This is a genomic window from Citrobacter freundii ATCC 8090 = MTCC 1658 = NBRC 12681, from assembly GCF_011064845.1.
GTDB lineage: Bacteria > Pseudomonadota > Gammaproteobacteria > Enterobacterales > Enterobacteriaceae > Citrobacter > Citrobacter freundii.
On the sequence record NZ_CP049015.1, the window covers coordinates 3,478,536 to 3,503,055 of the forward strand.

Sequence of the window (24,520 nt, forward strand, 5' to 3'; positions counted from 1 at the left end):
CATGAAGCCCGATGTACAATGCGTAAAACAGTTCCTGCTCAGCCTGCAGGATGATATTTGTCAGCAGTTATCCACCGTAGACGGCACCGAATTTGTTGAGGATAACTGGCAACGCGAAGCGGGCGGCGGCGGGCGCAGTCGAGTGTTGCGTAACGGCGGTATTTTCGAGCAAGCAGGCGTCAACTTCTCTCATGTCCATGGCAATGCAATGCCAGCCTCGGCTACTGCACATCGCCCGGAGCTTGCCGGGCGTAGCTTTGAAGCGATGGGCGTCTCGTTGGTGGTGCATCCGCAGAATCCTTACATTCCGACCAGCCATGCCAACGTACGTTTTTTTATCGCGGAGAAACCGGGCGCCGACCCGGTGTGGTGGTTTGGCGGCGGCTTTGACTTAACGCCCTACTACGGCTTTGATGAGGATGCAGTTCACTGGCACCGCACGGCGCGGGATCTATGCCAGCCGTTCGGCGATGACGTTTATCCCCGTTACAAAAAGTGGTGCGATGACTACTTCTTCCTCAAGCACCGTAACGAGCAGCGCGGCATTGGCGGGCTGTTCTTCGATGATTTGAATACGCCAGATTTCGACCACTGCTTCGCCTTTATGCAGGCTGTTGGAAAGGGTTATACCGAGGCGTATTTGCCCATCGTCGAGCGCCGCAAAGCAATGAGCTGGGGCGAGCGTGAACGCAATTTTCAGCTTTATCGTCGCGGACGCTATGTGGAATTTAACCTGGTGTGGGATCGCGGCACATTATTCGGTTTGCAAACCGGCGGGCGCACGGAATCGATTCTGATGTCGATGCCGCCGCTGGTACGCTGGGAGTATGACTGGCAGCCAGAAGCGAACAGCCCGGAAGCCGCCCTTAGCGAGTTTATTCAGGTCCGCGACTGGGTGTAATGGCCTGATAGCGACACAATTCGTAGGCCGGATAAGACGCAAGGCGTCGCCATCCGGCAGCGCAGCAAGCACAATTGCCTGATGGCGGCTAACGCCTTATCAGGCCTACTCAAGCTATACCATCACGCCCACTGGCGCATACGCTGATGCAGCGTCAACGAAGGTTTCTCCGCAAACAGTTGCTGGTAGTCGGTAGCGAACTGCCCTAAATGCCAGAATCCCCACTGCATGGCGGCGTCTTTCACCGTCGCACTCTGCGACCACGGGCTTATCAACTCACGGCGCACGGCGTTCAGGCGAATACGTTTCAACCAGGCATTCGGGCCAATACCGAGGATCGCGTGAAAGGCGTTTTGCAACGTCCGGCGGCTAACGTGCAGTTGATTGCATAAGTCGAGCACGGTCAGCGGCTCTGACATATTTTCCAGCACATATTCGCGCGCACGCGACAGCAAGCGACGATAGCTCTGATGGCTGATGCTCTCCGCAGTCATAATCGGCTGCGCTTCTTCCAGCATAGTCCCCATCGCCAGCAGCAGGTTATCGCCCAACACTTTGCGTACCGCAGGTTGGCGAAGGTTTTCCGGGTTTTCGCTAAACGTCGCCAGCGCCTGCTGCACAAAGCCCCATAGCGCGGCTTTGTGTTGTTCTTTCACTTCCAGCGCCGACTGGTTGCGCAGCATATGCAACACCCTTTCCGGGTTATGCAGGAAGTTGGCCTGACGGGCAATGGCCTCTTCAGAAATGACGACACCCAAAATGGTGTAGTCATCCGGCGTACTTAGTTCAAACTCCGTCCCGCCTGGGCGGGTGGCAATTTCAGCGTTACCCAAACACTGGGTACCAATAAATCCCTGCTCGCCGCGCGTGGCCGGAATGCCAAACCAAAATGAGTTTGGCCAGACAAGGCATGACTGACGCAGCGCCAGTCCGGTGTATTCACGGAACACCTGAATATCATCGAGCAGGATTTCCGTGAACTCGCCATGAAATTTTCCCGGATGCAGCTGGTCGTAGATCTGCTGCCAGGCTGTAATCGTCAGCGCGTGCTCATACACATCCGTTGTTCGCCGTTGGTGAACGTTGTCCACTTCCACTTTCGGCGTCAATTTAACGTCTTCGGGTAATACTTCATGATAAAGATGGTGCAAGTTTGCAGTACGGTTCTTTTTCATGATCTTTTAAGCCGGAAGCTTCAACGAAGCCCCCGGCCCTCCGACAGGTTAATTTTTTAAGCGATAGCGACTACTGCGTTTACGCAACGCTCCGTCAGAAAAGAGCTGTTCCAGCGCATTTCTGGCTTCATCAAGTGACCAGCCAAAGTGGGCAGCCACTTCCCCTGCCGTCATTCCTTGACGGACCGATGTTAACAGCGCCAGCAATTCATCAGAGGATTCAGATGACACAGGTGCTTCCTGCGTCTTCTCTGGGGCCACATCTGACTTCACTTCAGGCTTCTGCTCTGGTTTCTTCGGTTCTGGTTTCTTCGGCTGGCGTTTAAAACCGCCGATCAGCCACTGGGTGTCATCGTCCGGCCGGCCTATTTCCTTACGGCTGATAACACGGCCTGTACGCGCTGCAGCTGCACTGCCAGCATCCAGCGCTGCTCGGCATGCCGCCAGATCGCCTTCCACCACCAGCGTCAGCCGACCAGGATCGAGCACTTCGTGGCTAAGCAGGCGCACATTCGCGGCTTTCAGCATGGCATCGGCCGCGTCCACGGCAGCCACCATGCCATCCACTTCCAGTAATCCCAGTGCATTGATCATCACTACCTCTCTTACGCGCGCTGGATTGGATTACGGGCAATATCCAGAACGGCATCGGCAAAGGCGTTACATGCGGCTTTACAAGCGGCCTGGCTACCGGTCAAAAACGCTGCTGAATAGTTGGTTTCTGACGGCGGTGGTACATAGGTTACCAGTTGTACATCGGCAGATTTCAGCGCGGCATCAATACCAAATGTCGCTTCCAGCGGCGGTGCTACCAGATACGCCATCGGATCGCCCAGTCGGCATCCCGCGGTCGCGGAAAGATACGAACCGGTACGCGAAACCACATGCGCCAGGAAGGCGGTATCTTCTGCGTCATTCGCCCACTGGAATGCCGCACCGCTTTCAATATTGGCCACCATCGCGTCCAGACCCGCGCGAACTTCGGCCGGGTTTGGTCCACCGAGCATAATCAGCACTTCGCCCGAGGTTGGAGAGGGACTGTGCGCCGCACCGGCATACAGCGAGCGGCCATAAACCACTTCCACCATCGCCTGTTTTGTCGCTTCATCTGCGGCAATATACGCCACGTCATCAGAGTCTGCTGTGATGAGTCCGAGGCTACGTATATGTGGCGGTAATTTAAGTTCGCGGGCAAAACCGTCATTTACCGAGGCAATCACACGCATCGCGGTGACTGAAGGTCTAATCAAATCTAATGCTGGCATGATGCCTCCTTAACGGGTCATATTGATGCCGGATGCTTTTTGCTCCAGCATGCGCTTGGCCAAATCCACAATCACCGCCGCCGCTTCAACCGGTGGCGTACCGCCCTGGTGAATGTTCGAGATGCAGGTACGGTCAGCCTCAACGGTGGTTGCCACACGCGGCGAATAGACGGCGTAGCAAGAAAGACTTTCCGACTGGCCGAGGCCCGGACGTTCACCAACCAGCAGGATCACCGCTTTTGCACCCAGCAGTTCGCCGATCTGATCTTCAATTTTCACGCGCCCATAGCGAACAAAGAACGGCGTCCCGACCTTCAATCCGGCCTGTTTTAAACCCGACAACAGCGGCGGCAGGATCTCTTCGTAGTTGGCGGTGATGGCGTCAGTAGACAGGCCATCAGAAATAATCACCTGCACATCCGGATTCATTACACACTGTGATTTCAGTGCTTCAATGGCTTCCGCACTCAGACGACGTCCCATGTCCGGGCGCGTCAGATACAGGTTTTTGTCGCTGATTTCCGAGCGCACTTCCAGTAGTCCCTGGGCTTTTACCCACTCTTCCGGCACTTCTTTCAATACCGTATCTTTCGAACGCGAGTGGTCAGCAAGGAAGCGCAGCAGCGCCTGGGTACGCGGACGTGGACCGGCACGACCGGTACATACACGCGCAGCGGTGCTACGGCGCAGTTCGGTCAATACCTCTGCACGATGCGGATTCTCAACGCCAATCCACGCTTTCGCTTCAGCTGAACCTAAGTCCATCGCACAGCTTTCACCGGTCGGCGCGGCGCACTGCGTAGTGCTACATTTCACTTCCGCTGATGGCGCTTGAACCTGCGGCTCTCCCATTGACGCCATTACGCTGCGTACAATTTCTTCAATCTGTTTTTGATCCATCGTGTGTCATCCCCGCGTCATCAGAAGAACAGTGACGGATCGCCCGCCCGTTTGGTCAGGCGACCGTTTGCCATAATGCCCATGGTTTCCAGCCAGCGTTCAAACTCCGGCGACGGGCGCAGGTTCAGCAACTGGCGCACGGTCGCGGTGTCGTGGAAGGCGGTGGTCTGGTAGTTGAGCATGATGTCGTCACCGAGCGGCATGCCCATGATGTAGTTGCAGCCAGCGGTGGCGAGCAGAATCATCAGGTTTTCGTTGAGGTTCTGGTCAGCATCAGCATGGTTGGTGTAGCAGCAGTCGCAGCCCATTGAGATGCCGCTCAGCTTGCCCATGAAGTGATCTTCTAAGCCCGCGCGAATAATCTGACGATCGTTGTAGAGATATTCCGGCCCGATAAAGCCCACCACGGTGTTCACCAGGAACGGATCGTAGTGACGCGCCAGCCCGTAGTTACGCGCTTCCATCGTCACCTGATCGGCACCAAAGTTAGCGCCAGCGGAGAGCGCAGACCCTTGCCCGGTTTCAAAGTACAGGCAGTTTTCCCCGGCGATACGGTTGAACTCAGCACCCACTGCACGCGCTTCATCCAGCATGGCCAGCTCAACGCCAAACTCTTTTAAGCCTTTTTCGCTACCGCAGATACTCTGGAAAATCAGCCCGCCCGGCGCACCGCGACGAATCGCTTCAATCTGGGTGGTAACGTGCGCCAGTACGCAGCCCTGGGTCGGAATATTGAACTTGTCGATAACGCCATACACGGTATCGAGCACGCGGCTTAAGTTTTCCACGTCATCCGTGACCGGGTTGACACCGATCACCGCATCGCCCGCTCCGAAGGACAGTCCTTCATAGATTTGCGCCGCAATACTCTGTACATCGTCACGGGTATCGTTCGGCTGCAAACGGCAGCTAAAGGTGCCCGGTAAACCGATGGTGGTGTTCGCCTTTTTGATCACCGGCATTTTCTTACCGCCGTAGATCAGGTCCGCGTTAGAGCAGATTTTTGCTACCGCAGCGACCACTTCCGACGTTAACCCTTTACGCGTAAACGCAATGTCATCAACAGAGGTTTCATCGCTCAGCACATACTCGCGCAGCTCGCTGATACTCCAGTTTTTGATGCGGTTATAGGCCGTTTCGTTGACGTCATCCTGAATCAGACGCGTCACGCAGTCCTCTTCATAGGAAATCACCGGGTTATTACGGATATCCGCTACCGTCATTTCCGACAGCACCTGCTTGGCCGCCACGCGTTCCTGCGAACTGGTTGCAGCGACACCTGCCAGCACATCCCCCGAACGCAGTTCGTTGGCTTTTGCCAGCACCTCTTTAACATCCTTAAACTGATAAACATTGCCGAACAATGTGGTCTTTAGTTTCATAAGTCGTTCCCTCAGGAAGGAAATGCGAGTGATTTCACCGTCACCGGCACAACCGATCCGCCAAAAAGAGGCGTACCAATGTCGATATAGTCCCCCGCCCGGACAACCACCTCATCGATGACCGCCAGCGGGTGTTGCTGTAACTGTGGGCGTAACAGCATGCCCAGGGCTTTACCAAAATCCTGCTCGGCTACCACCAGCAGGGGATGCGGATTCGGATAGCGCGCGACAAAGGCCAGCAACGCATCAATCACCGTTAACAGCGCGGCGTAGCGCACCGGCAGAGAAGCGGGCAGCGCCAACACGTAGGCGTCCGTTTGCGGGTCCAGATCGAGCTGCATTAGTGCCTGTTGCCAGGCGGCCACCAGATCAGCCTCATCAACCGGAATCGCCACCGGCAGATTGCGCAGCGGAAGCGCCACACCCTCCAGCCAGATAGTGCTGCCCGAAAGCGACAGCGTATGCGCACCGGCGCCAATCACCGTGGCGCGCACGGTTTGCGCCGGGAACTGCACGTTCATCTCACGCAGGCGCGGATGTTCATGCAGCGCCGTCGCTAACAGCGGCCCAATGTCGGAAAAACAGAACGGATCGGCAGGTTGGTTGCGGTAGCACTCGCCCACCCCGCCGGACAACGTAATCACTTCCGGCTTCACGCCCTCCGGTAACAGAGCGGTTTGCATCAGCGCCTGTGCCAGCGGTGAAAGCGTGCCGTCAATCACCTCCACAATCAGCGCCGCCATCCGTCGGGCCACCTGAACAAGCTGCGCCGCATTGAGGGTTCGGGCATCAGTGCCTGGACCAAATACGTCATCCACAATCATTTGTCCCGGCTGATGCGCATGCACCACGCGCCCCTGACCGTCCGTTTCCAGTAGCCGTCCGCCGACATTCAGACAGGCCGATCCGCTGACTTTTCCGGCATCGAACAGAACGTAGTTCGACGTACCGCCGCCGATGTCGATATTCAGTACGCGGCACAACTTCTGCTCGGACAGGGTTTGCGCCCCCGCACCGTGACCGGCAATCACTGATTCCAGATGCGGACCGGCGCTGGCAACCACGAAATCCCCCAGCGACTGGGAGAGCGCCATCACCGCCGGGCGCGCGTTGCGCGTTTTGGCACTTTCCCCGGTAATGATGATCGCGCCGGAATCGACGGTCTCTGGCGCAATCCCCGCCGCCTGATACTGGGCGAGGATCAGTGCTTTCAGTTCGGCCTCTTTCAACCCGCCCTGCTTATCAACGGGGGTAAAGAACACCGGGCTTTGCCAGCTAATTTCGCGTTTGATGAATTCGTAGCGCGGCACCTGCGACACTGCCGCACGGTTAACCAGCTCAAGGCGCGAGAAGATCACCTGAGTGGTGGTGGTGCCGATATCGATACCGACGCTGAGTAGCTGGCGAGTATTCACGATTGCGCCTCCGGATTGGTTTCTGCTGGTGCCGGAACATCTTCGTCTTTCGGTACTAACAGCATAGCCACGCCAATCGCCGTCACGCCGCCGATCAGCTTGCCGACAATCATCGGGAAGATCATGGCGTTCATGTTGGCAGCGGCGAAACCTAAGTGGTCACCCAGAGCGAAGGCCGCGGAAACCGCAAAGGCGCAGTTGATCACTTTGCCGCGGGTATCCATGTTTTTCATCATGCCGAACATTGGGATGTTGTTGGCAAGCGTTGCCACCATACCCGCAGCAGCAATGTTATTGACTTTTAACAGGTTGCCGACGCTCATCAGCGGTTTTTCAAACCAGCGGGTCAGCAGCAGCACCATCGGGTAGGCACCCAGCAGCACACAGGAGATAGAACCGATAACTTCGATGGCGCGCATCACTTCACCCGGCTTGTCGCCTGGCGCCATGAAAATAGGATCAAGACCTGGGATCAGCTCCCAGCCGAGCAGGAACTTGATGACTGCCGCAGCCAGACCGAGGGTGATCAGCGCTACCAGGAACTTGGCGAAGATCTGGAAGCCGTTGATCATTTTTTCCGGGATGAATTTCAGTCCCAGCGCCACCAGCACGGCTACGATCAGCACCGGGATCATGTTCATCAGGATCAGCGCGAAGGTGAACTCCACAGGCTGACCGTTGATTTCCACGCCGGAGTACATCGCGACCAGACCACCCGCAATACAGCCAATCGGAATGGTGACAATACCGGCCAGCACGCCCAGCGCCAGATAACGACGGTCAGACGGTTCAATAATTCCCAGCGCAACCGGAATGGAGAACACCAGCGTCGGCCCCATCATCGCGCCGAGAATCAGGCCAGAGTACAACCACGCCGCCACATCGCCGCCCGCCAGCTCTTTCGCCAGGAAGAAGCCGCCCATATCGCACGCCAGCAGCGTTCCGGCAAACATCGACGGGTTCGCGCCCAGCATTTCGTACAGCGGAATAATTACCGGCCCGAGCACATGCGCCAGTACCGGCGCCAGCGCGGTCATACCGACCATCGCCAGACCCAGCGCGCCCATTGCCATAAAGCCTTCTTCAAACTGACCGCCCGATCCCTCAATGCTCTTACCGAACTTACCGAGGAAGCGCGCCGAACCGCCGAACTGCGACAGGATCCTGTCCACGGCGGCAATCAGCATAAAGAACATCATGATGTACATGATGATTTCGTTAATTCCCATAGCCCCTACTCCCTGTCATTTGTGATTTGTAGGCCGGATAAGACGTTTACGTCGCCTCCGGCATTAACGCCGTGTTATTACCGGATGGCGGTGCGAGCACCTTATCCGGCCTACAGGCATTACCCGGCAGCCGCGTACAGGTCGATAATCTGTTCCTGCGTGGCGGTGCGTGGGTTACTGCGAATACAAATATCCTCCAGCGCGGCGTGTGCCCATGCGCTGTAATGCTCGGGTTTTGCTCCAACGTCTGAGAGCCGTTTGGTCTGGCCCACTTCGCTAATCAACTCGCTGACCGCGTTGATAGCATCACGATCGTCCGATTTCTTGTTGGTTAACGCGCGTCCGATATGGCTGAAGCGCTCACGACACACCATGCGGTTGAACCCCATTACCGTAGGAAGCAGCATGGCGTTAGCCTGTCCGTGTGGGATATGCAACGTCGCTCCCGGCTGGTGCGCCATCGCATGGCACAGGCCCAGCCCTGCGCTGGAAAACGCCATCCCGGCCATACAGGAAGCCAGCAGCATGCTTTCGCGCGCCGCCAGATCCTGACCGTAGCCGACGGCCTTCGGCAGCGATTTACCTATCATCGCAATCGCGCCAATCGCCAGACTGTCGGTAAATGGCGTCGCGTTCAGCGCGCTATACGCTTCAACGGCGTGCGTCAGTGCATCAATCCCGGTCATTGCCGTTACATGTGCAGGCACGCCTTCCGTCAATGCAGCGTCCAGGATCGCCACATCCGGCATCAGGGTTGCGTGGGCCAGCACTTTTTTGAGTCCAGTCGCGGCGTCGATTATTACCGTGACGTTGGTGGTTTCTGAGCCCGTTCCGGCGGTAGTCGGTACGGCAATCAGCGGCAGACGTGGGCGTAACGCGCTGCGCTCGTCCATGTCTGCCAGCGTCTGAGTGGGGTTGGTCACCAGCAACGCCACTGCCTTGGCGGCATCGAGTACGGAGCCACCACCAAAGGCCACAACGCCATCGCACTTCGATTCACGCAATTGCGCGACCGCCGCGCAGACGTCCGTAATGCACGGTTCGCCCACCGGACATGGCCACAGCGTCATCGCCACGCCTTTCATCGCCAGACTGCGTTCCAGCGCGGCGGTCATCCCCGCCTGATGCAGGAAGCTGTCCACCATGACGAACATATGCGTCAATCCGCGCGTTTGTGCTTCCTGTCCGCAGGTACTGAGCGCTCCCAGCCCACAAAGGGTGACCGGTGGAACGCTAAACGTTTTTACGCGTTGCAGATTCAGGGTATCGAATGCCTGAAAGAGCGCGGTCTGCAATTCAGCTTGCATAGATTCCTTCCGCTTTTTCTTTTCCGCTGTTGGCAATCGCCAGCGGGGTCATAAACAGGCTGTGCTGGGGTAAATGCACCTGCAGTTCCGGGAAACGCTTACGGAACAGCTCATCAACGCCCGGCTGCATGCAGGAACCACCGGCCAGCCATAAATCGGTAACGCCCTGACCCGCAATATGATGAGCCACGATTTCCGCCATTTTTTCGTAGACAGGCTTCACCACCGGCCAGATTTCTTTGCCGTTGCTACGCTTGTACTGCTCGGCTTCTTCTAACTGGATACGACGGTTCCCGGCCAGCGTCAGAGAGATATGATGTCCACCGGTTGCTTCATCAGCGGAGTAGGTCACCTTGCCTTGTTTAACGATCGCAATCCCGGTAGTGCCACCACCAATATCCACCACGCCGGCGTTATCGAGCTGCAACAGATCCGCCACCGCTGTCGGTTCGTCGAGCACATGGCTCACTTCAAGCCCGGCAGACTCCAGCACGTTAATAGAGATGCGAGGGTCAGTTCCCGGTGGAAATGAGGTTGCCGCATGGGTAAAGCGGCAACCCAGCTGTTGTTCGAGCGTATCGAGATGGCGACGAACGATGGTCACCGCACCAAAGAAATCCCAGACGATGCCATCGCGCACGACATCGGCCCAGTCCAGGCAAACCGCGACCGGCTGTCCGTCACTGTCCACAACCATCGACACCACATCACACGTTCCCAAATCAATGCCCAACCACAGCGGTGAATCGCTCTTTGTGGGCGTCTGGTTACATAGCGTTGCCGCTTTTAGCAGTCTGGGTGTCAACCAACGTTGTTCGTCGTGCGCCATCTCATTTACTCCTTATACAATTCTGAAGGCGTCTACCAACACACAGCGACGCAGACGCACAAACGTACGCGCACTGGTCACCCCTTCCCCGGTTGGTGTGGTAATGGTCATCGTGGTCCAGCCTTCACCGCCCAGTCCAAGACCGGCAATGCACGGTCCGTTCTTAACGAAGATGCTGGTATCAATGGCGTTTGCCATACGGTTCATGTTGTCGATATTGCGCGAGTGCATCGCCGCCGTATGGTGGCAACCGCCTTCAAGCTTGACCGCCAGTTCAATGGCTTCATCGACGTTAGCGACCCGCACGACTGGTAGAACCGGCATCATCAGTTCGGTGACGGCAAACGGATGCGTCGCGGAGGTTTCGACGAATAACAGACGGGTTTGCTCCGGTACGTTCAGACCAATCGCCGCAGCGATTTTGCCTGCGTCACGACCTACCCAGTCACGACTGACCGTGCCTTTACCGCGCTCATCGATATTTTTCAGCAGCACCGGCTGCAGCTGTTCGGCCTGGGCCGTGGTGAGTTTCACCGCATGCTGGCTTTCCATCAGACGCATCAGTTCATCAGCGACGCTATCGACCACGATCAGCACTTTTTCGTCAGCGCAGATGATGTTGTTGTCAAACGATGCGCCTTTGACTACCGACTGCGCCGCGCGTGCCAGGTCAGCCGTTTCATCAACCACCACCGGCGGATTACCTGCGCCAGCGGCAATCAAACGTTTGTTGGTGTGCTTACGCGCGGCATCTACTACGGCTTCACCACCGGTCACCACCAGCAGGCCGATACCAGGGTACTTGAACAGACGTTGGGCAGTCTCGATATCTGGGTTGGCAACCGTCACCAACAGGTTTGCCGGACCGCCTGCGGCAACTACCGCCTGGTTAAGCAGAGTGATAGCGCGCTGAGAGACTTTTTTCGCCGCCGGATGCGGTGCGAAAACCACGCTGTTACCAGCGGCAATCAGGCTGATGGCGTTGTTAATAACGGTCGCGGCCGGGTTGGTGGATGGGGTTACCGAGGCCACCACGCCCCACGGCGCGTTTTCAATCAGCGTCAGACCGTTATCGCCGGTCAGAACCTGTGGAGACAGGCATTCCACACCCGGCGTGCCGCGCGCCTGCGCCACGTTTTTGGCAAATTTATCTTCGACGCGTCCCATGCCGGTTTCAGTGACGGCAAGTTCCGCTAATTCTCTGGCGTGCTTTTCGCCCGCCTCACGTAGCGCCGTGATAGCCAGTTGGCGCATGGCGACGCTTTTCAGCCCCTGCTGGGCCAGTTTTGCTGCCGCCACTGCGTCATCCAGGGAGGCAAAAACGCCCATTTCTTGAACGGCACTGACGGGTTGGCTGCTGTCTTTCATTTTCAGCAGTACCGCTTTCACGACCTGTTCAATATCCTGTTGATTCATGATTTTCTGCCTTATTTATGGAAGATCACCTGACCACCTGCCACCACTTCATCGACAATGCCAATCACGCACAGATCGACAGGCGATGATTCATTCCGGTGCGCCTGACGGGCGGAGCTTCCGCTGACCAGCAGCACCCACTCTCCGGTTCCCGCCCCGATGCTGTCGATAGCAACAGCACATTGCCCGTCGGGATTTCCCTGGGCGTCAATCATTTCCACCATCAGCAACTTGTCGTGCGCGAGCCCCTGATGGCGTACGGTACAAACAATTTGTCCTGTAACGATTGCCAGTTTCATACGCGCCTCCGTGGCATATTTCAGGTAAAACCTCCCCCTACCCTCCGCAGAAGGTAATGTGAAAAGGAGAGAGGGTGACGCCAGCAATGAAGTCTGTGGCGTCACATGGACGACTTACATGTCGTTGCTGTCGCCTTTAAAGCTGATCGGGAACACTTCTTCCAGATCGCCGTGCGGACGCGGGATCACGTGAACTGAAACCAGCTCGCCAATACGCTGTGCTGCCGCAGCACCTGCGTCCGTTGCAGCTTTACATGCCGCTACGTCGCCACGGACCATGGCAGTGACCAGACCGCCACCGATCTGCTTCACGCCAACCAGTTTCACGCGTGCCGCTTTAACCATTGCGTCAGAAGCCTCAATCAGTGCAACCAGGCCCCGGGTTTCAATCATTCCTAATGCTTCCATTGTGTTTTCCTCTCATTAAGGGGTCCTGAACGGGACCTTATACAACCAGTGTGTGCGAGGCGTTTTCACGACTCATGTCAGTCTGGCGCGGCACTGCTGCCACCAACGCCAGTTCGATAATTTCCTGTACGCTACAGCCACGAGAGAGATCATGAAGCGGTGCGGCAAGCCCCTGAATCAATGGCCCTACTGCGCGATACCCTCCCAGACGCTGAGCGATTTTGTAGCCAATATTGCCCGCCTCCAGCGATGGGAAGACCATCACATTGGCATTGCCCTTTAACGGACTTGCTGGCGCTTTTTGCGCAGCGACATCCGGAACAAAGGCGGCATCAAATTGCAGTTCACCGTCCACGGTAAGCTGCGGGGCACGCTCACGAACGATCTCGGTCGCCTGCTGCACGTTAGCGACGTTAGGATGGCGAGCACTGCCATTACTTGAAAACGACAGCATGGCCACGCGCGGCTCTTCACCTGTGATCGCTTTCCAGGTTTCTGCGCTGGCGATGGCGATATCCGCCAGCTGTGCAGCGGTGGGCTGCGGCACAACGCTACAGTCTGCAAATCCTAATGACGGCCCGAGATACTGCGGCAGCATCAGGAAAATTGACGACAGCGTTTTGCAACCAGGCTGTAATCCAATAATGCGCAATCCTGCACGCAGCACGTTTGCCGTTGATGACAGGTTGCCCGCAATACACACATCGGCTTTACCGGCACTGACCATCGCGGCGGCAAACATCAGCGGATCGTTGAGCTTCTCCCGCGCATCCGGCGGCGTTTTTTCACCCGCCGTTGCCTGCCAGCGCAGGGCAAACTCTTCACGCATCTGTACATTGCTTTGTGGATCAATAACCTGAATACCATCCATGGCTACGCGATGACTGAGCGCAAACTGGCGTAGCGCAAACGGGCTGGCGACGAGAATGGGGCGTGCCAGACCGTGCTGATGCAGGTAATTCGCCGCCTTCAGCACCCGGACATCCAGCGCATCCGGGAACACTACTCGTGCAGGTGAGCGTTGGGCGAGTTGACGAGCACGTTCAATGATCATTGCTTCTCCCCCAGTCTCTGTTGAATTTGACTAACCGTCAGCGGATGCTTTGCAACACTCAGAATCATCATCACGTAGACCGTACTGGAAAGGCGGTTGAGCGCCTGCATAATGTCCGGTCGTATAACCTCAAAACTGCGAGTGATGAATACCTGGGCCGCCACCGTCTCCGTTTCACGGACTTTGGTACGCAGCAGATTAAGCAGCGCGCAATCACGTCCATGGCTGGCTTCAGGCACCAGATGGTCGTGGTCCAGATAGCGCAGCGGTTGATGCGAAAGACGGTGTAAATCTTCGTCACTTAAACCCACGACAGCTTGTGCTGCCAGCGGCTCATCCATGGCGTCTGCGCGCATAATATTGCCCAGGCGCGAGCGGATATCCGCCAGCCACGGCTGCCACGGTTCTGCCATCTCAATCTGCAACCACACGGCCAGGGCGATGGTGCTGTCCAGCGCGGCGCGAAATCCCAGCCGAGGGTCACTTTTGGCGACCATCTTGTCCGCCGTCAGATGCGTCAGGGTGTCCGGTTTCTTCGCCACCGGTTGATGGCACAGTTCGCAGCTGGCCTGTGGATGCGTATCACTGCTGGTTAACCCATGCACCGGCTGCGGCTGCTGTTCTTCGTCATCAATAAACAGGCTGCCCTGCTCGTCAATAAACTTAATGCGCAGATGTCGGCTTTCCAGTAATTCCCGGGCAGACGGCGTCAGGCGAGCGTCAGCGGGGAGATGAATTTCAGCCCCTTCGCTGAGCGTATGATTCGCTCTGAGCCATGCTTCGGTAATGAAATCCTTCATACATCCGCCTTAGCAGGACTGCCAGTTCGCAGGCCAGGCCACATACAGAAACTTCACCGTCGATGGCGTACCAAATTCGATGCTGGAGCCTTTCGGGATAAACATCACGTCCCCGGCTTTTGCAATCATGGTTTCGCCTTCGTGGCGAACATGCAGCTCTCCTTCCAGAATCATGTCGATTTCGTCGTAGTTCAGCGTCCATGGGAAAAAGGCGTTATCCCACTGCATAAACCCGGCGGCCATGCTGCTACCGTCCTGGTCGGTCACCAGATCGGTTAAGCCCACGCAGTGCGGCTGCGCGCCGTCAAAACGACCAAACTTCACGCTGCTGCCGTCGATGACTTTCACACCGCCTTTGCCGGTCACCGAGTTAAAGCTCGGCTGCATTCCGCCCTGCTCCAGCGACTGCTTTTCCTTCATGACTTTGTCCATCAGCTGCGCGACCAGGCTTTCGGTAAACTGCCCTTCCGGTAACTGCGCAATGATGGTTTCGCGAATACGCTGGCTTTCCGTTTTGCCATCAATCACCGCAGCCGGAGCAGCAGCGACGGCGCCTGGCGCGGATTCATCGCATTCACTGATGGTAACGCCCAGCAGCTCCGCCACTTCGCGCGCCTCCGGGGTGATGATGCTGGCGCGCAGAACAACCGACATTTCCTGTTCGCCGCGTGCGTGGGCCGCACGAATATCGTTAGCTGTGATAAGTTTTTTCACCTGCCCTTTCCTCCTTTTGGCTGAGCTCAGTCAGATAATCCACCAGGTGCTGCACACTGCGCGGGTCATGGCTATTGAGCTCAAAAATCGGCTCCTGAAACCCCATCCCGCGAAGTAGTTGTCGCGTTGCGGCGACGTCGGCATCCGGCATGTCCGTTTTACTGATAACGGCGATTTGTCGTTTACTGGCACCGATATCCAACAGCCCGGCAGGTAAGCGACTTTCTTTATCATTTGCCGCGTGTATATAAATCAACGTATCGACATCCTGCAGCGTGGTAATTAAGGCGTGATACCAGCGCGGATGGCTAAAATATTCCCCTGGCGTATCGATATCGCCATTTTCATTAAACTCCACGGCCTGTGTTTTTCTGGCGAGGGAATAATTCCCCTGTAGCGCATTAAAGAGCGTTGTTTTCCCCGCCCCCACCGTACCGACAAACGCAATACGTTTCATCGCCGCCTCTGATTAACTTTTTGTCAGGTTGCACAAAGTGAAATTTAATAATCGACCCAGACCGCTTACCGTCTGTAATAACGCTTCTTCTACTGCGCCTACCGAGCCGTAGATCACCAGTGCGCCGCTGAATCTATCGAGAAAACCGATATGTACATCCGCCGCCTTCATGGCTAAGTCACCGGCAATCATCGCGGTTTCGCCTGGAGTCAGCGTCATGATGCCGATAGCGCCCGCTTCGGGAACGCCGATCTTTTTCGCTAATTCCTCGCCGGGGTGCGCAATGAGATGCGCCAGCGTGACCTGTTTCCCCGGCACAAATTCCTGAATAATGCGTTCTTTTTCCATTGCTCACCACCTCCGCTAAAACTGCCCTTATCGTGGCAATTTTTTGTCAGAGTAAATAACAAAATTCGGCAACCAGGTTTAAAAGGTGAAGTAGATCACTAAGAAAGGGAAAATAAAAAGGCGCGAGAGAAACCCGCGCCGGAAATTAATTAAAGTGAAATTACAGCGGCTGCGTTTGGGCTTCTACAACCGCCAGCGCCACCATATTAACGATACGACGAACAGAGGCGATCGGCGTTAATACATGAACAGGTTTCGCAACCCCCATCAGCACCGGGCCAACCGTTACGCCTTCAGAACTGGAAACGCGTAGTAAGTTGTAACTAATACGGGCCGCTTCCATATTCGGCATCACCAGAATATTCGCTGAGCCTTTCAGCGGACTGTCCGGCATGCGGTCATTACGGATACTTTCCACCAGCGCGGCATCGCCGTGCATTTCGCCGTCAATCATCAACTCTGGCGCGCGCGCCTTAATCAGCTCCAGCGCTTCGCGCATTTTGCTGGCCGACGGGCAGTCAGAGGAACCAAAGTTGGAGTGCGACAGCAACGCCACCTTCGGTTCAATACCAAAGCGACGCACAGTCTCTGCCGCCATCACAGCGATTTCCGCCAGTTGCTCAGGCGTAGGATCGTCGTTGACGTAAGTATCGGCGATAAAAGTGTTACCACTTGGCAGCAGCAAGGCGTTCATCGCCCCGGCAGTATGCACGCCGTCACGATGACCAAACACCTCTTTCACCACGCTGAAGTGCTCATGGTAGTCACCAATCGTACCGCAGATCATCGCATCCGCTTCGCCACGCTGCACCATGATTGCACCGATCACCGTAGTGTTGGCAATCACCGCACGCTGCGCCTGCTCCTGGGTGATCCCACGGCGCTTCATAATCTGGTAGTACTCGCTCCAGTACTCTTTAAAGCGTGGATCGGATTCGTTGTTGACGATCTCAAAATCGACGCCCGCTTTGATCTGCAGCCCCAGTTTCTGGATACGCATTTCAATAACGCTCGGACGACCGATCAGGATTGGTTTTGCCAGTCCTAAAGTAATCAGCTCCTGAGTAGCATGCAGTACACGCGCTTCTTCCCCTTCCGTCAGCACCACACGCTTCGGCGCTTTGCGTGCCAGGGAGAAAATTGGCTTCATGAACAGGTTGGTTTTGTAGACGAATTCAGTCAGCTTATCGATGTAAGCGTCAAAGTCGGCAATCGGACGCGTGGCCACACCAGAGTCCATCGCTGCTTTCGCCACAGCAGGGGCGATTTTGACGATCAGACGCGGGTCGAACGGTTTCGGAATGATGTATTCCGGGCCGAAGCTCAGGTCCTGATCGCCATAAGCAGAGGCCACCACTTCACTCTGCTCGGCATGCGCCAGCTCAGCAATGGCGTGCACCGCCGCCAGTTTCATCTCTTCGTTGATGGCCGTTGCACCGACATCCAGCGCACCGCGGAAGATGAACGGGAAGCACAGGACGTTATTAACCTGGTTCGGGTAGTCTGAACGGCCAGTACAAATGATTGCGTCGGAACGCACCTCTTTTGCCAACGGCGGCAGGATTTCCGGTTCCGGGTTAGCGAGTGCCAGAATCATTGGCGCACGCGCCATCTTCTTAACCATTTCCTGCGTCAGCACTTTCGGACCGGAGCAACCGAGGAAAATATCTGCGCCGTCAATGACATCATCCAGCGTACGCTTACCGTCATCCACCACCGCATAAGCCGCTTTGGTTTCCGCCATGTTCGGTTCGCGGTCTTTGTAAATCACGCCTTTGGAGTCACAGACCACAATATTGTGTTTCTGCATACCCAGCGCTACCAGCAGGTTCATACAGGCAATCGCCGCCGCGCCTGCGCCAGACACCACCATGCGCACGTCGGAGATATTTTTCTCAACCACCCGCAGACCGTTCAGAATTGCGGCAGTACTGATGATTGCTGTACCGTGCTGGTCATCGTGGAAGACCGGAATATTCATGCGTTCGCGCAGCTTTTGCTCAATGTAGAAGCACTCCGGCGCTTTGATATCTTCGAGGTTGATACCGCCAAACGTGGGTTCCAGGGCCGCAACCACATTGATAAATTTATCCGGATCGAGTTCATCGACTTCAATGTCGAACACGTCGATCCCGGCGAATTTCTTAAACAGAACGCCTTTACCTTCCATCACCGGTTTGCCGGCCAGTGCGCCAATATTGCCCAGGCCCAGCACCGCCGTACCGTTGGAAATAACCGCAACCAGGTTGCCGCGCGCGGTGTATTTGTAGGCTGCCAGCGGGTCCTTTTCAATTTCAAGACACGGTGCAGCCACGCCCGGCGAGTAGGCCAGCGCCAGGTCGCGCTGCGTTGCCAGAGGCTTGGTCGGAGAAACCTGGATTTTACCGGGTACCGGAAATTCGTGGAAATCGAGGGCGCTTTGTTTTAACTGGTCATCCATCTTGTTGTTCCTTTCACGTATCTATCAAAAAAGTGGCGCGGGTAACCATTCTACTGAGCCGCACATTATCACCTCAGTCAACGGCACAAACTTTGAAGGTCCCCAAACTCTCACCATTCAAAGAAAGAATTTGTTATCAATTTATAACAGCCATGTTACCTGCTTAATCCAGCAATACCATGCCTGTCTGCTATGCTTTTTGCTGACAACGCCCGCAATTTTCCCAAAAGTGTGAATCACAACACGCATCTAACACTTTACTTTTCAAGGAGTATTTCCTATGACCCGTAAAGAGCTTGCCAATGCCATTCGTGCGCTGAGTATGGATGCCGTCCAAAAAGCTAACTCCGGCCACCCAGGAGCACCAATGGGGATGGCCGATATCGCCGAAGTGCTGTGGAACGATTTTCTACGCCATAACCCGACCGATCCCACCTGGTACGATCGTGACCGGTTTATTCTGTCCAACGGCCACGCCTCAATGCTGCTTTACAGCCTATTGCATCTTTCCGGTTACGACCTGCCGATCGAAGAATTAAAGAACTTCCGTCAGCTCCATTCGAAGACGCCAGGTCACCCGGAAATTGGCTACACGCCGGGCGTGGAAACCACCACCGGACCGCTGGGCCAGGGTTTGGCCAACGCCGTCGGCATGGCCATTGCCGAGCGCACGCTGGCAGCGCAGTTTAACCAGCCGGACCATGAGATTGTTAACCACTTTACCTGGGTCTTTATGGGCGACGGCTGTCTGATGGAGGGTATTTCACACGAGGCTTGTTCGCTGGCGGGCACACTGGGGCTTGGCAAACTCATCGGCTTCTACGATCACAACGGCATCTCAATTGATGGCGAAACCGAAGGATGGTTTACCGACGATACTGCAAAACGCTTTGAGGCTTACCACTGGCATGTAGTGCACGATATTGACGGTCATGACCCTGAGGCGGTGAAAAAAGCCATTCAGGAAGCGCAAAGCGTTACCGATAAACCGTCGCTGATTATCTGCCGCACGGTGATTGGTTTTGGCTCACCGAATAAAGCCGGGAAAGAGGAAGCGCACGGCGCTGCGCTGGGCGAAGAAGAGGTGGCGCTGACCCGGCAGAAACTGGGGTGGCATCATCCTGCTTTTGAAATCCCCAAAGAGATTTACCGGGCGTGGGACGCACGCGAGAAAGGCGAAAAAGCGCAACAGGGCTGGAAGGAGAAATTCGCAGCTTACGAACAAGCCTACCCGGAACTGGCGGCAGAGTTTACTCGCCGGATGAGCGGCGGACTGCCTAAGGAGTGGGAAGCAACAACCCAGAAATATATTACCGACCTGCAAGCCAACCCAGCCAAAATAGCCACCCGTAAAGCTTCGCAAAATACCCTGAACGCCTATGGGCCGATACTGCCAGAACTGCTCGGCGGCTCGGCGGATCTGGCACCCAGCAACCTGAGCATCTGGAAAGGCTCCTCCTCTCTTAAAGAGGATCATGCAGGAAACTACATCCACTACGGCGTGCGGGAATTTGGCATGACCGCCATTGCCAATGGTATCGCGCACCACGGGGGCTTCGTACCTTACACTGCCACGTTCCTGATGTTTGTTGAATATGCCCGTAATGCCGCGCGCATGGCGGCGCTGATGAAAGCCCGACAAATCATGGTTTATACCCACGACTCGATTGGCCTGGGGGAAGATGGTCCCACGCACCAGGCCGTCGAACAACTCGCCAGCCTACGCCTGACACCTAATTTCAGTACCTGGCGACCGTGCGATCAGGTTGAGGCGGCAGTAGGCTGGAAGCTGGCGGTCGAACGCCATGACGGGCCAACGGCGCTGATCCTCTCGCGGCAGAATCTGGCGCAGGTTGAGCGCACGCCTGAGCAAGTGCAGCAAATTGCCCGCGGCGGCTATGTGCTGAAGGACGGCGGCGGTAAGCCGGATGTTATCCTGATTGCTACCGGTTCAGAAATGGAAATCACGCTGCTGGCTGCGGAAAAACTGACCGGCGAAGGCCGTAACGTGCGGGTAGTTTCTCTGCCTTCAACCGATATCTTCGACGCCCAGGATGAGACGTACCGGGAGTCGGTCCTGCCGGCAAACGTCAGCGCGCGCGTGGCGGTAGAAGCCGGTATTGCCGACTACTGGTACAAGTATGTTGGGCTGAAAGGGGCGATTGTTGGGATGACGGGCTATGGGGAGTCGGCGCCGGCAGACAAGCTGTTCCCGTTCTTCGGCTTTACGGTAGATAACATCGTCGACAAAGCACACAAGGTGCTTAACGTGTGATCCACAGTGTGGGCCAGGCATCTGGCCCATGCCAGTTATCACAACTTGGCTCCTGGGCATAGCGCACCAGGCGAAAACGCTGACCATCGTAGCGCCAGCGGGTCTGGATACCGCAATCTGCCAACCCTCGTCCTTTAGCGAGGGTAACCAGCTCCCGCGACTTTTCGTCAAACGTAGCGTTGGTCAGCTCCATATCGCGACTTTCCGCATCCGTTTTAAAAGGCAGGCTTAACCGTACCGCGCGTGAAGTCAGCGGGGTTGTACGTGAAACCACCCACGCCAGATCGATAGTGTTATACGCTCCGGCCTCACAGCCAATCATCAGCAGCGCTTTATCATCCGTTAGGGCCGTGACGCGCATCTCGCGACGCAGCGGATCGATAGAGCAACGAATACCGTTGATTCGCCAGTTACCATAGTCCAGCAGTTCACTGCGCTCTTGCTGTGTGAGAGGCGTTGGTGTTGGGTTAATGACCGCTACGCCTTTCAGCGCGGGGGCAGGAGGTACACTGAGCGGAGGCTCGTCACCTTTTTCGATCCATGCGGTTTCGCTGCCAACCCGTTTTTGCTGGGCATCGATAAACAACAATGCGGCTTTTAGCCCGACCAGCGAAAGATTTTGCGCACCTTTTTGCAGGGTAATCGCCTTCGCGTCCTGTACGGTTTGTAAAAATGCGCTAATGGTGGCGGGATCATCGGTCATCAGTTGCCATGGGGTAACACGCCAGTGCTCGCCGCTCAGCGAGAGCGGCACACCATCCAACAACAGACGCGGCGCAATATCGCTCTCTTTGACGTTGGACGATTCCAGCCCGCCCAGCTCAATACGCAACACGGCGTCAGTATGTGCCCCGGCGCTGCGGCTCAAGGTCATGACCAGGCCGTGGTGCTCTCCGGTATTGCGCGCCACGCAAAAATTTTGGTTATTACACGTCACCTGCCAGTCAGAAAACGCCTGTTGCGCGGGCGCAGCCCAGAGCAATCGGGCTGGTAGCAACCCAAGCAGGAAAAGGAGAATAACGCGATAGCGCATGGACGGTACAACCCCGAAGTCAAAACACACAGCCTAAGCGGTATCTTCCTTGCGCGACTGATGTGGCTCAATAAGAATTGTCGGATTGGCCGTAAATTTGTAAAGAAATATAAATCCCACGCATTAGTCCATGAGATGCGACGACTGCAAATAGTTCAACAATAGCACCGTTTTACCGTCACGGATCTCACCCGTTTTGATCATTTCCAGCGCCTGTGTAAACGGCAGTTCCAGAACTTCAATGTCTTCATCTTCCACACCGCCACCAGCGTTTGCTCGCTGGCTGTCACTGTATTGTGCAATGAAGAAGTGGATTATTTCCGTCACGCCGCCCGGCGACATGTATAACTCAAACAGTTTGCGCACTTCGCCCACTTCAAAGCCGGTCTCTTCAATGGCCTCTTTGCGAATGCACGCTTCCGGTTCGTCGTTATCCAACAGCCCGGCGCAGGTTTCAATCAGTTGACCATCTTCATTACCGTTGACCCAGGTGGCGACGCGGAACTGGCGAATTAAGACCACCGTTTTCTTCTCCGGGTTATACAGCAGGATTGTGGCACCGTTACCGCGATCGTAAACCTCGCGTTTATGACGAATCACCTCCCCAGTGCTACGGGTCAGGTCATAGGTGATATTGCGCAGGATGAAGTAGTTATCGGAGAGGACTTTATCTTTGATGAGGGTAATTTTTTGCGACATACCGGCTCCACAGCAAGAAGTGAGAAATAATACTACGCCGTGAAACCGGGTTTGTCTTGGAACAATGTAGGCCTGATAAGCAAAGCGCCATCAGGCATTCATGCGGCACATTGCCGGATAACAACGCTAACGCGTCTTATCCGGCCTGGACGCCGATTAGTGAGATTTGACTGATTTTACGCCCAGCCAGTCGACGATCCCCTGGGCGGCGTGCCGCCCCTCCGCCATGGCCGTCACCACCAGATCCGCACCGCGTACCGCGTCGCCACCGGCAAAGATTTTCGGGTTACTGGTTTGGTAACGGTATGCGCTTTCAACATCGGCGGCAATGCGCCCCCAGTTATCGACCTTAACGCCATGCGACTCCAGCCACGGCATGCCGTGTGGATGAAAACCAAACGCCATGATCACCGCATCTGCGGGCATCACAAACTCACTCCCGGCGATGGGAACCGGGCGACGACGCCCCTGCGCATCAGGTTCGCCAAGTTGGGTACGTAAGAAACGCACGCCGCTGACTCGCCCATCGGCATGCAACACCAGCTCAACCGGCTGGACGTTAAACTCGAAGTTTGCCCCCTCTTCCCGGGCGTTCTTCACCTCTTTTTTCGAACCCGGCATGTTGGCTTCATCACGACGATAGGCGCAGGTCACCTGGCTTGCACCGTGGCGCAGCGCGGTACGTACACAGTCCATGGCCGTATCGCCTCCGCCCAGAACCACCACGTTCAGTCCGGCGGTATCGATAAACGGTTCTTCAGGCAACTCATCCAGCCCCATCACCTGCTTGGTGTTGGCAATCAGGAACGGCAGCGCATCATATACGCCTGGCGCGTCTTCATTTGGCAGGTCCGCCTTCATGGAACGATAGGTTCCCACCCCCACGAACACGGCATCGTAATCCTCCAGCAACTTTTCAAGTGCGACGTCTTTACCCACTTCACAGTTAAGTTCGAAATGAATCCCCATAGCGCTGAAGATTTCACGGCGACGCGTCAGCAGCGATTTGTCCAGTTTGAAGGCCGGAATACCGAACGTCAGCAAACCGCCAATTTCAGGATGGCGATCGTAAACGGTGGCACTGATACCGCTACGCGCCAGCACATCCGCGCAGGCCAGACCCGCCGGACCCGCGCCGATAATGGCAACACGCTTGTCCACTTTCTGCACATGGCTTAAGTCCGGTCGCCATCCTTTACTCAGCGCCCGATCGGAGATGTAACGCTCAATATTACCGATAGTGACTGCGCCATGCTCACTACGCACCGTGCATGCCCCTTCGCAGAGTCGATCCTGCGGGCATACACGCCCGGTCACCTCCGGCAAGCAGTTGGTTTGATGTGAAAGCTCAACCGCGGCATCGATGTTTCCGGCTTTGACCAGCTCAATCCACTGCGGAATGTGGTTATGCAACGGACAGGTCCATTCACAAATACTGTGGTCGCCGCATTTCAGGCAGCGAGAGGCTTCCCGCTCCGCCTGCGCCGTACGAAACGGCAGATAGATCTCTTCAAAGCTGGTTTTCCGGGCATCAATCGCCAGTTTATCCGGTTCACCACGCGCAGGCGTTGCCTGCATTTGCTCACGTTTGGTGATGACATGTGGAACAAAATCGGTAGTGCTGGCGTGCCATGGCTGGCTTTCCAGACTTGCGGTACGCAGCCTGCGCGCTTTTGACAGACCGGTAAGCGAGTTTTCCGTCACCAACTGTAACGCCTGCGCCGGGCAGTTCTCTACGCAGGCGGGCCCCTGTTCACGCCCCTGGCACAGATCGCATTTGTGCGCGGTGGCTTTCACCTTCCCTTTGGCGACGGGAGTGAGTACGATCTGCATCGTGCCGAAAGGACAGGCAACGACGCACGATTTACAGCCAATGCACTTTTGCGGGTTCACCTGAACGCTGTCGTTATCATGGTTAATTGCCCCATTTGGGCAACTTCTGGCGCAGGGTGCATCTTCGCAGTGGTGACAGGTCACCGCGCTGCGCTGCTGCTGATGTTTAATGACGGTAATTCGGGGCTGAAAATGCCGTTGGCTCAGGACATGCTGTTCGCCATTGTGAGCCATGACGCAGGCGACCTCACAGGCATGGCATCCCAGGCACTGCTGGCTATTGACCATAATAAAACGATTCATGGCTTCCTTCTTTTTTGGTTGCAAAAACCTTATTCTTT

General features: G+C 56.0%; 23 protein-coding genes. 2 read left to right on the plus strand and 21 right to left on the minus strand.

Annotated elements, in window-relative coordinates:
- Position 1: 1 nt before the first annotated feature.
- Positions 2 to 901, plus strand: coding sequence for an oxygen-dependent coproporphyrinogen oxidase (hemF, locus tag G4551_RS16890; protein ID WP_003838540.1), 900 nt, complete (start codon positions 2 to 4; stop codon positions 899 to 901).
- Between the two features lie 122 nt (positions 902 to 1,023).
- Here hemF and eutR read toward each other — a convergent pair whose 3' ends face one another.
- From eutR to maeB, 18 genes are all read right to left on the minus strand, one after another.
- Positions 1,024 to 2,076, minus strand: coding sequence for an HTH-type transcriptional regulator EutR (gene eutR / locus G4551_RS16895; RefSeq protein WP_003038041.1), 1,053 nt, complete (start codon positions 2,074 to 2,076; stop codon positions 1,024 to 1,026).
- Positions 2,077 to 2,124: 48 nt separating this feature from the next.
- Positions 2,125 to 2,670, minus strand: a complete 546-nt coding sequence (locus G4551_RS16900) for an ethanolamine utilization microcompartment protein EutK (RefSeq protein WP_003838538.1) — start codon at positions 2,668 to 2,670, stop codon at positions 2,125 to 2,127.
- Positions 2,671 to 2,681: 11 nt separating this feature from the next.
- Positions 2,682 to 3,341 carry an ethanolamine utilization microcompartment protein EutL gene (eutL, locus tag G4551_RS16905; protein WP_003838537.1) on the minus strand — a complete coding sequence of 220 codons (660 nt, stop codon included), beginning with the start codon at positions 3,339 to 3,341 and terminating at the stop codon, positions 2,682 to 2,684.
- Between the two features lie 9 nt (positions 3,342 to 3,350).
- A complete protein-coding gene (eutC, locus tag G4551_RS16910) occupies positions 3,351 to 4,241 on the minus strand; it encodes an ethanolamine ammonia-lyase subunit EutC (RefSeq protein ID WP_003038033.1) in 891 nt (296 codons plus the stop codon).
- Between the two features lie 20 nt (positions 4,242 to 4,261).
- Positions 4,262 to 5,623, minus strand: a complete 1,362-nt coding sequence (gene eutB, locus G4551_RS16915) for an ethanolamine ammonia-lyase subunit alpha (RefSeq protein WP_003038029.1) — start codon at positions 5,621 to 5,623, stop codon at positions 4,262 to 4,264.
- An 11-nt stretch (positions 5,624 to 5,634) separates the two neighbouring features.
- Positions 5,635 to 7,038 carry an ethanolamine ammonia-lyase reactivating factor EutA gene (eutA, locus tag G4551_RS16920; protein ID WP_003838534.1) on the minus strand — a complete coding sequence of 468 codons (1,404 nt, stop codon included), beginning with the start codon at positions 7,036 to 7,038 and terminating at the stop codon, positions 5,635 to 5,637.
- Entirely contained in the window at positions 7,035 to 8,267 is a 1,233-nt protein-coding gene (gene eutH, locus G4551_RS16925) for an ethanolamine utilization protein EutH (RefSeq protein ID WP_003038023.1), read from the minus strand. Before eutH ends, eutA begins: the two co-directional genes overlap by 4 nt.
- 119 nt (positions 8,268 to 8,386) lie before the next feature.
- A complete protein-coding gene (gene eutG / locus G4551_RS16930) occupies positions 8,387 to 9,574 on the minus strand; it encodes an ethanolamine utilization ethanol dehydrogenase EutG (protein ID WP_003038020.1) in 1,188 nt (395 codons plus the stop codon).
- Positions 9,564 to 10,403 carry an ethanolamine utilization protein EutJ gene (gene eutJ / locus G4551_RS16935; protein WP_003838530.1) on the minus strand — a complete coding sequence of 280 codons (840 nt, stop codon included), beginning with the start codon at positions 10,401 to 10,403 and terminating at the stop codon, positions 9,564 to 9,566. The genes eutG and eutJ overlap by 11 nt, the downstream gene beginning before the upstream one ends.
- A 12-nt stretch (positions 10,404 to 10,415) precedes the next feature.
- On the minus strand, positions 10,416 to 11,819 hold the full coding sequence (locus G4551_RS16940; protein WP_003038014.1) for an aldehyde dehydrogenase family protein: 1,404 nt from the start codon (positions 11,817 to 11,819) through the stop codon (positions 10,416 to 10,418).
- An 11-nt stretch (positions 11,820 to 11,830) separates the two neighbouring features.
- Complete coding sequence (eutN, locus tag G4551_RS16945) at positions 11,831 to 12,118, minus strand: ethanolamine utilization microcompartment protein EutN (RefSeq protein WP_003038011.1); 288 nt, start codon at positions 12,116 to 12,118, stop codon at positions 11,831 to 11,833.
- 114 nt (positions 12,119 to 12,232) lie between these two features.
- Positions 12,233 to 12,526 carry an ethanolamine utilization microcompartment protein EutM gene (gene eutM, locus G4551_RS16950; RefSeq protein WP_003835054.1) on the minus strand — a complete coding sequence of 98 codons (294 nt, stop codon included), beginning with the start codon at positions 12,524 to 12,526 and terminating at the stop codon, positions 12,233 to 12,235.
- Positions 12,527 to 12,563: 37 nt separating this feature from the next.
- Positions 12,564 to 13,580: a phosphate acetyltransferase gene (pta, locus tag G4551_RS16955; RefSeq protein ID WP_003838526.1), complete on the minus strand. Its 1,017-nt coding sequence runs from the start codon at positions 13,578 to 13,580 to the stop codon at positions 12,564 to 12,566.
- Entirely contained in the window at positions 13,577 to 14,380 is an 804-nt protein-coding gene (eutT, locus tag G4551_RS16960; protein WP_003838524.1) for an ethanolamine utilization cob(I)yrinic acid a,c-diamide adenosyltransferase EutT, read from the minus strand. The genes pta and eutT overlap by 4 nt, the downstream gene beginning before the upstream one ends.
- 9 nt (positions 14,381 to 14,389) lie before the next feature.
- Positions 14,390 to 15,094, minus strand: coding sequence for an ethanolamine utilization acetate kinase EutQ (gene eutQ, locus G4551_RS16965; RefSeq protein WP_003038001.1), 705 nt, complete (start codon positions 15,092 to 15,094; stop codon positions 14,390 to 14,392).
- Positions 15,072 to 15,551: an ethanolamine utilization acetate kinase EutP gene (gene eutP, locus G4551_RS16970; RefSeq protein WP_003838521.1), complete on the minus strand. Its 480-nt coding sequence runs from the start codon at positions 15,549 to 15,551 to the stop codon at positions 15,072 to 15,074. The genes eutQ and eutP overlap by 23 nt, the downstream gene beginning before the upstream one ends.
- 12 nt (positions 15,552 to 15,563) lie before the next feature.
- Positions 15,564 to 15,899, minus strand: coding sequence for an ethanolamine utilization microcompartment protein EutS (eutS, locus tag G4551_RS16975; RefSeq protein WP_003037995.1), 336 nt, complete (start codon positions 15,897 to 15,899; stop codon positions 15,564 to 15,566).
- Positions 15,900 to 16,059: 160 nt separating this feature from the next.
- A complete protein-coding gene (gene maeB, locus G4551_RS16980) occupies positions 16,060 to 18,339 on the minus strand; it encodes an NADP-dependent oxaloacetate-decarboxylating malate dehydrogenase (RefSeq protein ID WP_003838520.1) in 2,280 nt (759 codons plus the stop codon).
- A 280-nt stretch (positions 18,340 to 18,619) separates the two neighbouring features.
- Between maeB and tkt the strand changes: the two genes are divergently transcribed.
- The gene (gene tkt, locus G4551_RS16985; protein ID WP_003838518.1) at positions 18,620 to 20,614 is read left to right on the plus strand and encodes a transketolase; all 1,995 of its coding nucleotides are present in this window, start codon (positions 18,620 to 18,622) and stop codon (positions 20,612 to 20,614) included.
- On the opposite strand, the gene G4551_RS16990 is transcribed toward tkt, so the two are convergent.
- The 3 genes from G4551_RS16990 to aegA form a co-directional block, all read right to left on the minus strand.
- On the minus strand, positions 20,604 to 21,647 hold the full coding sequence (locus G4551_RS16990) for a DUF1176 domain-containing protein (RefSeq protein ID WP_003838515.1): 1,044 nt from the start codon (positions 21,645 to 21,647) through the stop codon (positions 20,604 to 20,606). The genes tkt and G4551_RS16990 overlap by 11 nt on opposite strands.
- Before the next feature lie 123 nt (positions 21,648 to 21,770).
- Positions 21,771 to 22,346: a GDP-mannose pyrophosphatase NudK gene (gene nudK, locus G4551_RS16995; RefSeq protein WP_003838513.1), complete on the minus strand. Its 576-nt coding sequence runs from the start codon at positions 22,344 to 22,346 to the stop codon at positions 21,771 to 21,773.
- 156 nt (positions 22,347 to 22,502) lie between these two features.
- Entirely contained in the window at positions 22,503 to 24,482 is a 1,980-nt protein-coding gene (gene aegA / locus G4551_RS17000; RefSeq protein ID WP_003838512.1) for a formate-dependent uric acid utilization protein AegA, read from the minus strand.
- Between the last annotated feature and the right edge of the window lie 38 nt (positions 24,483 to 24,520).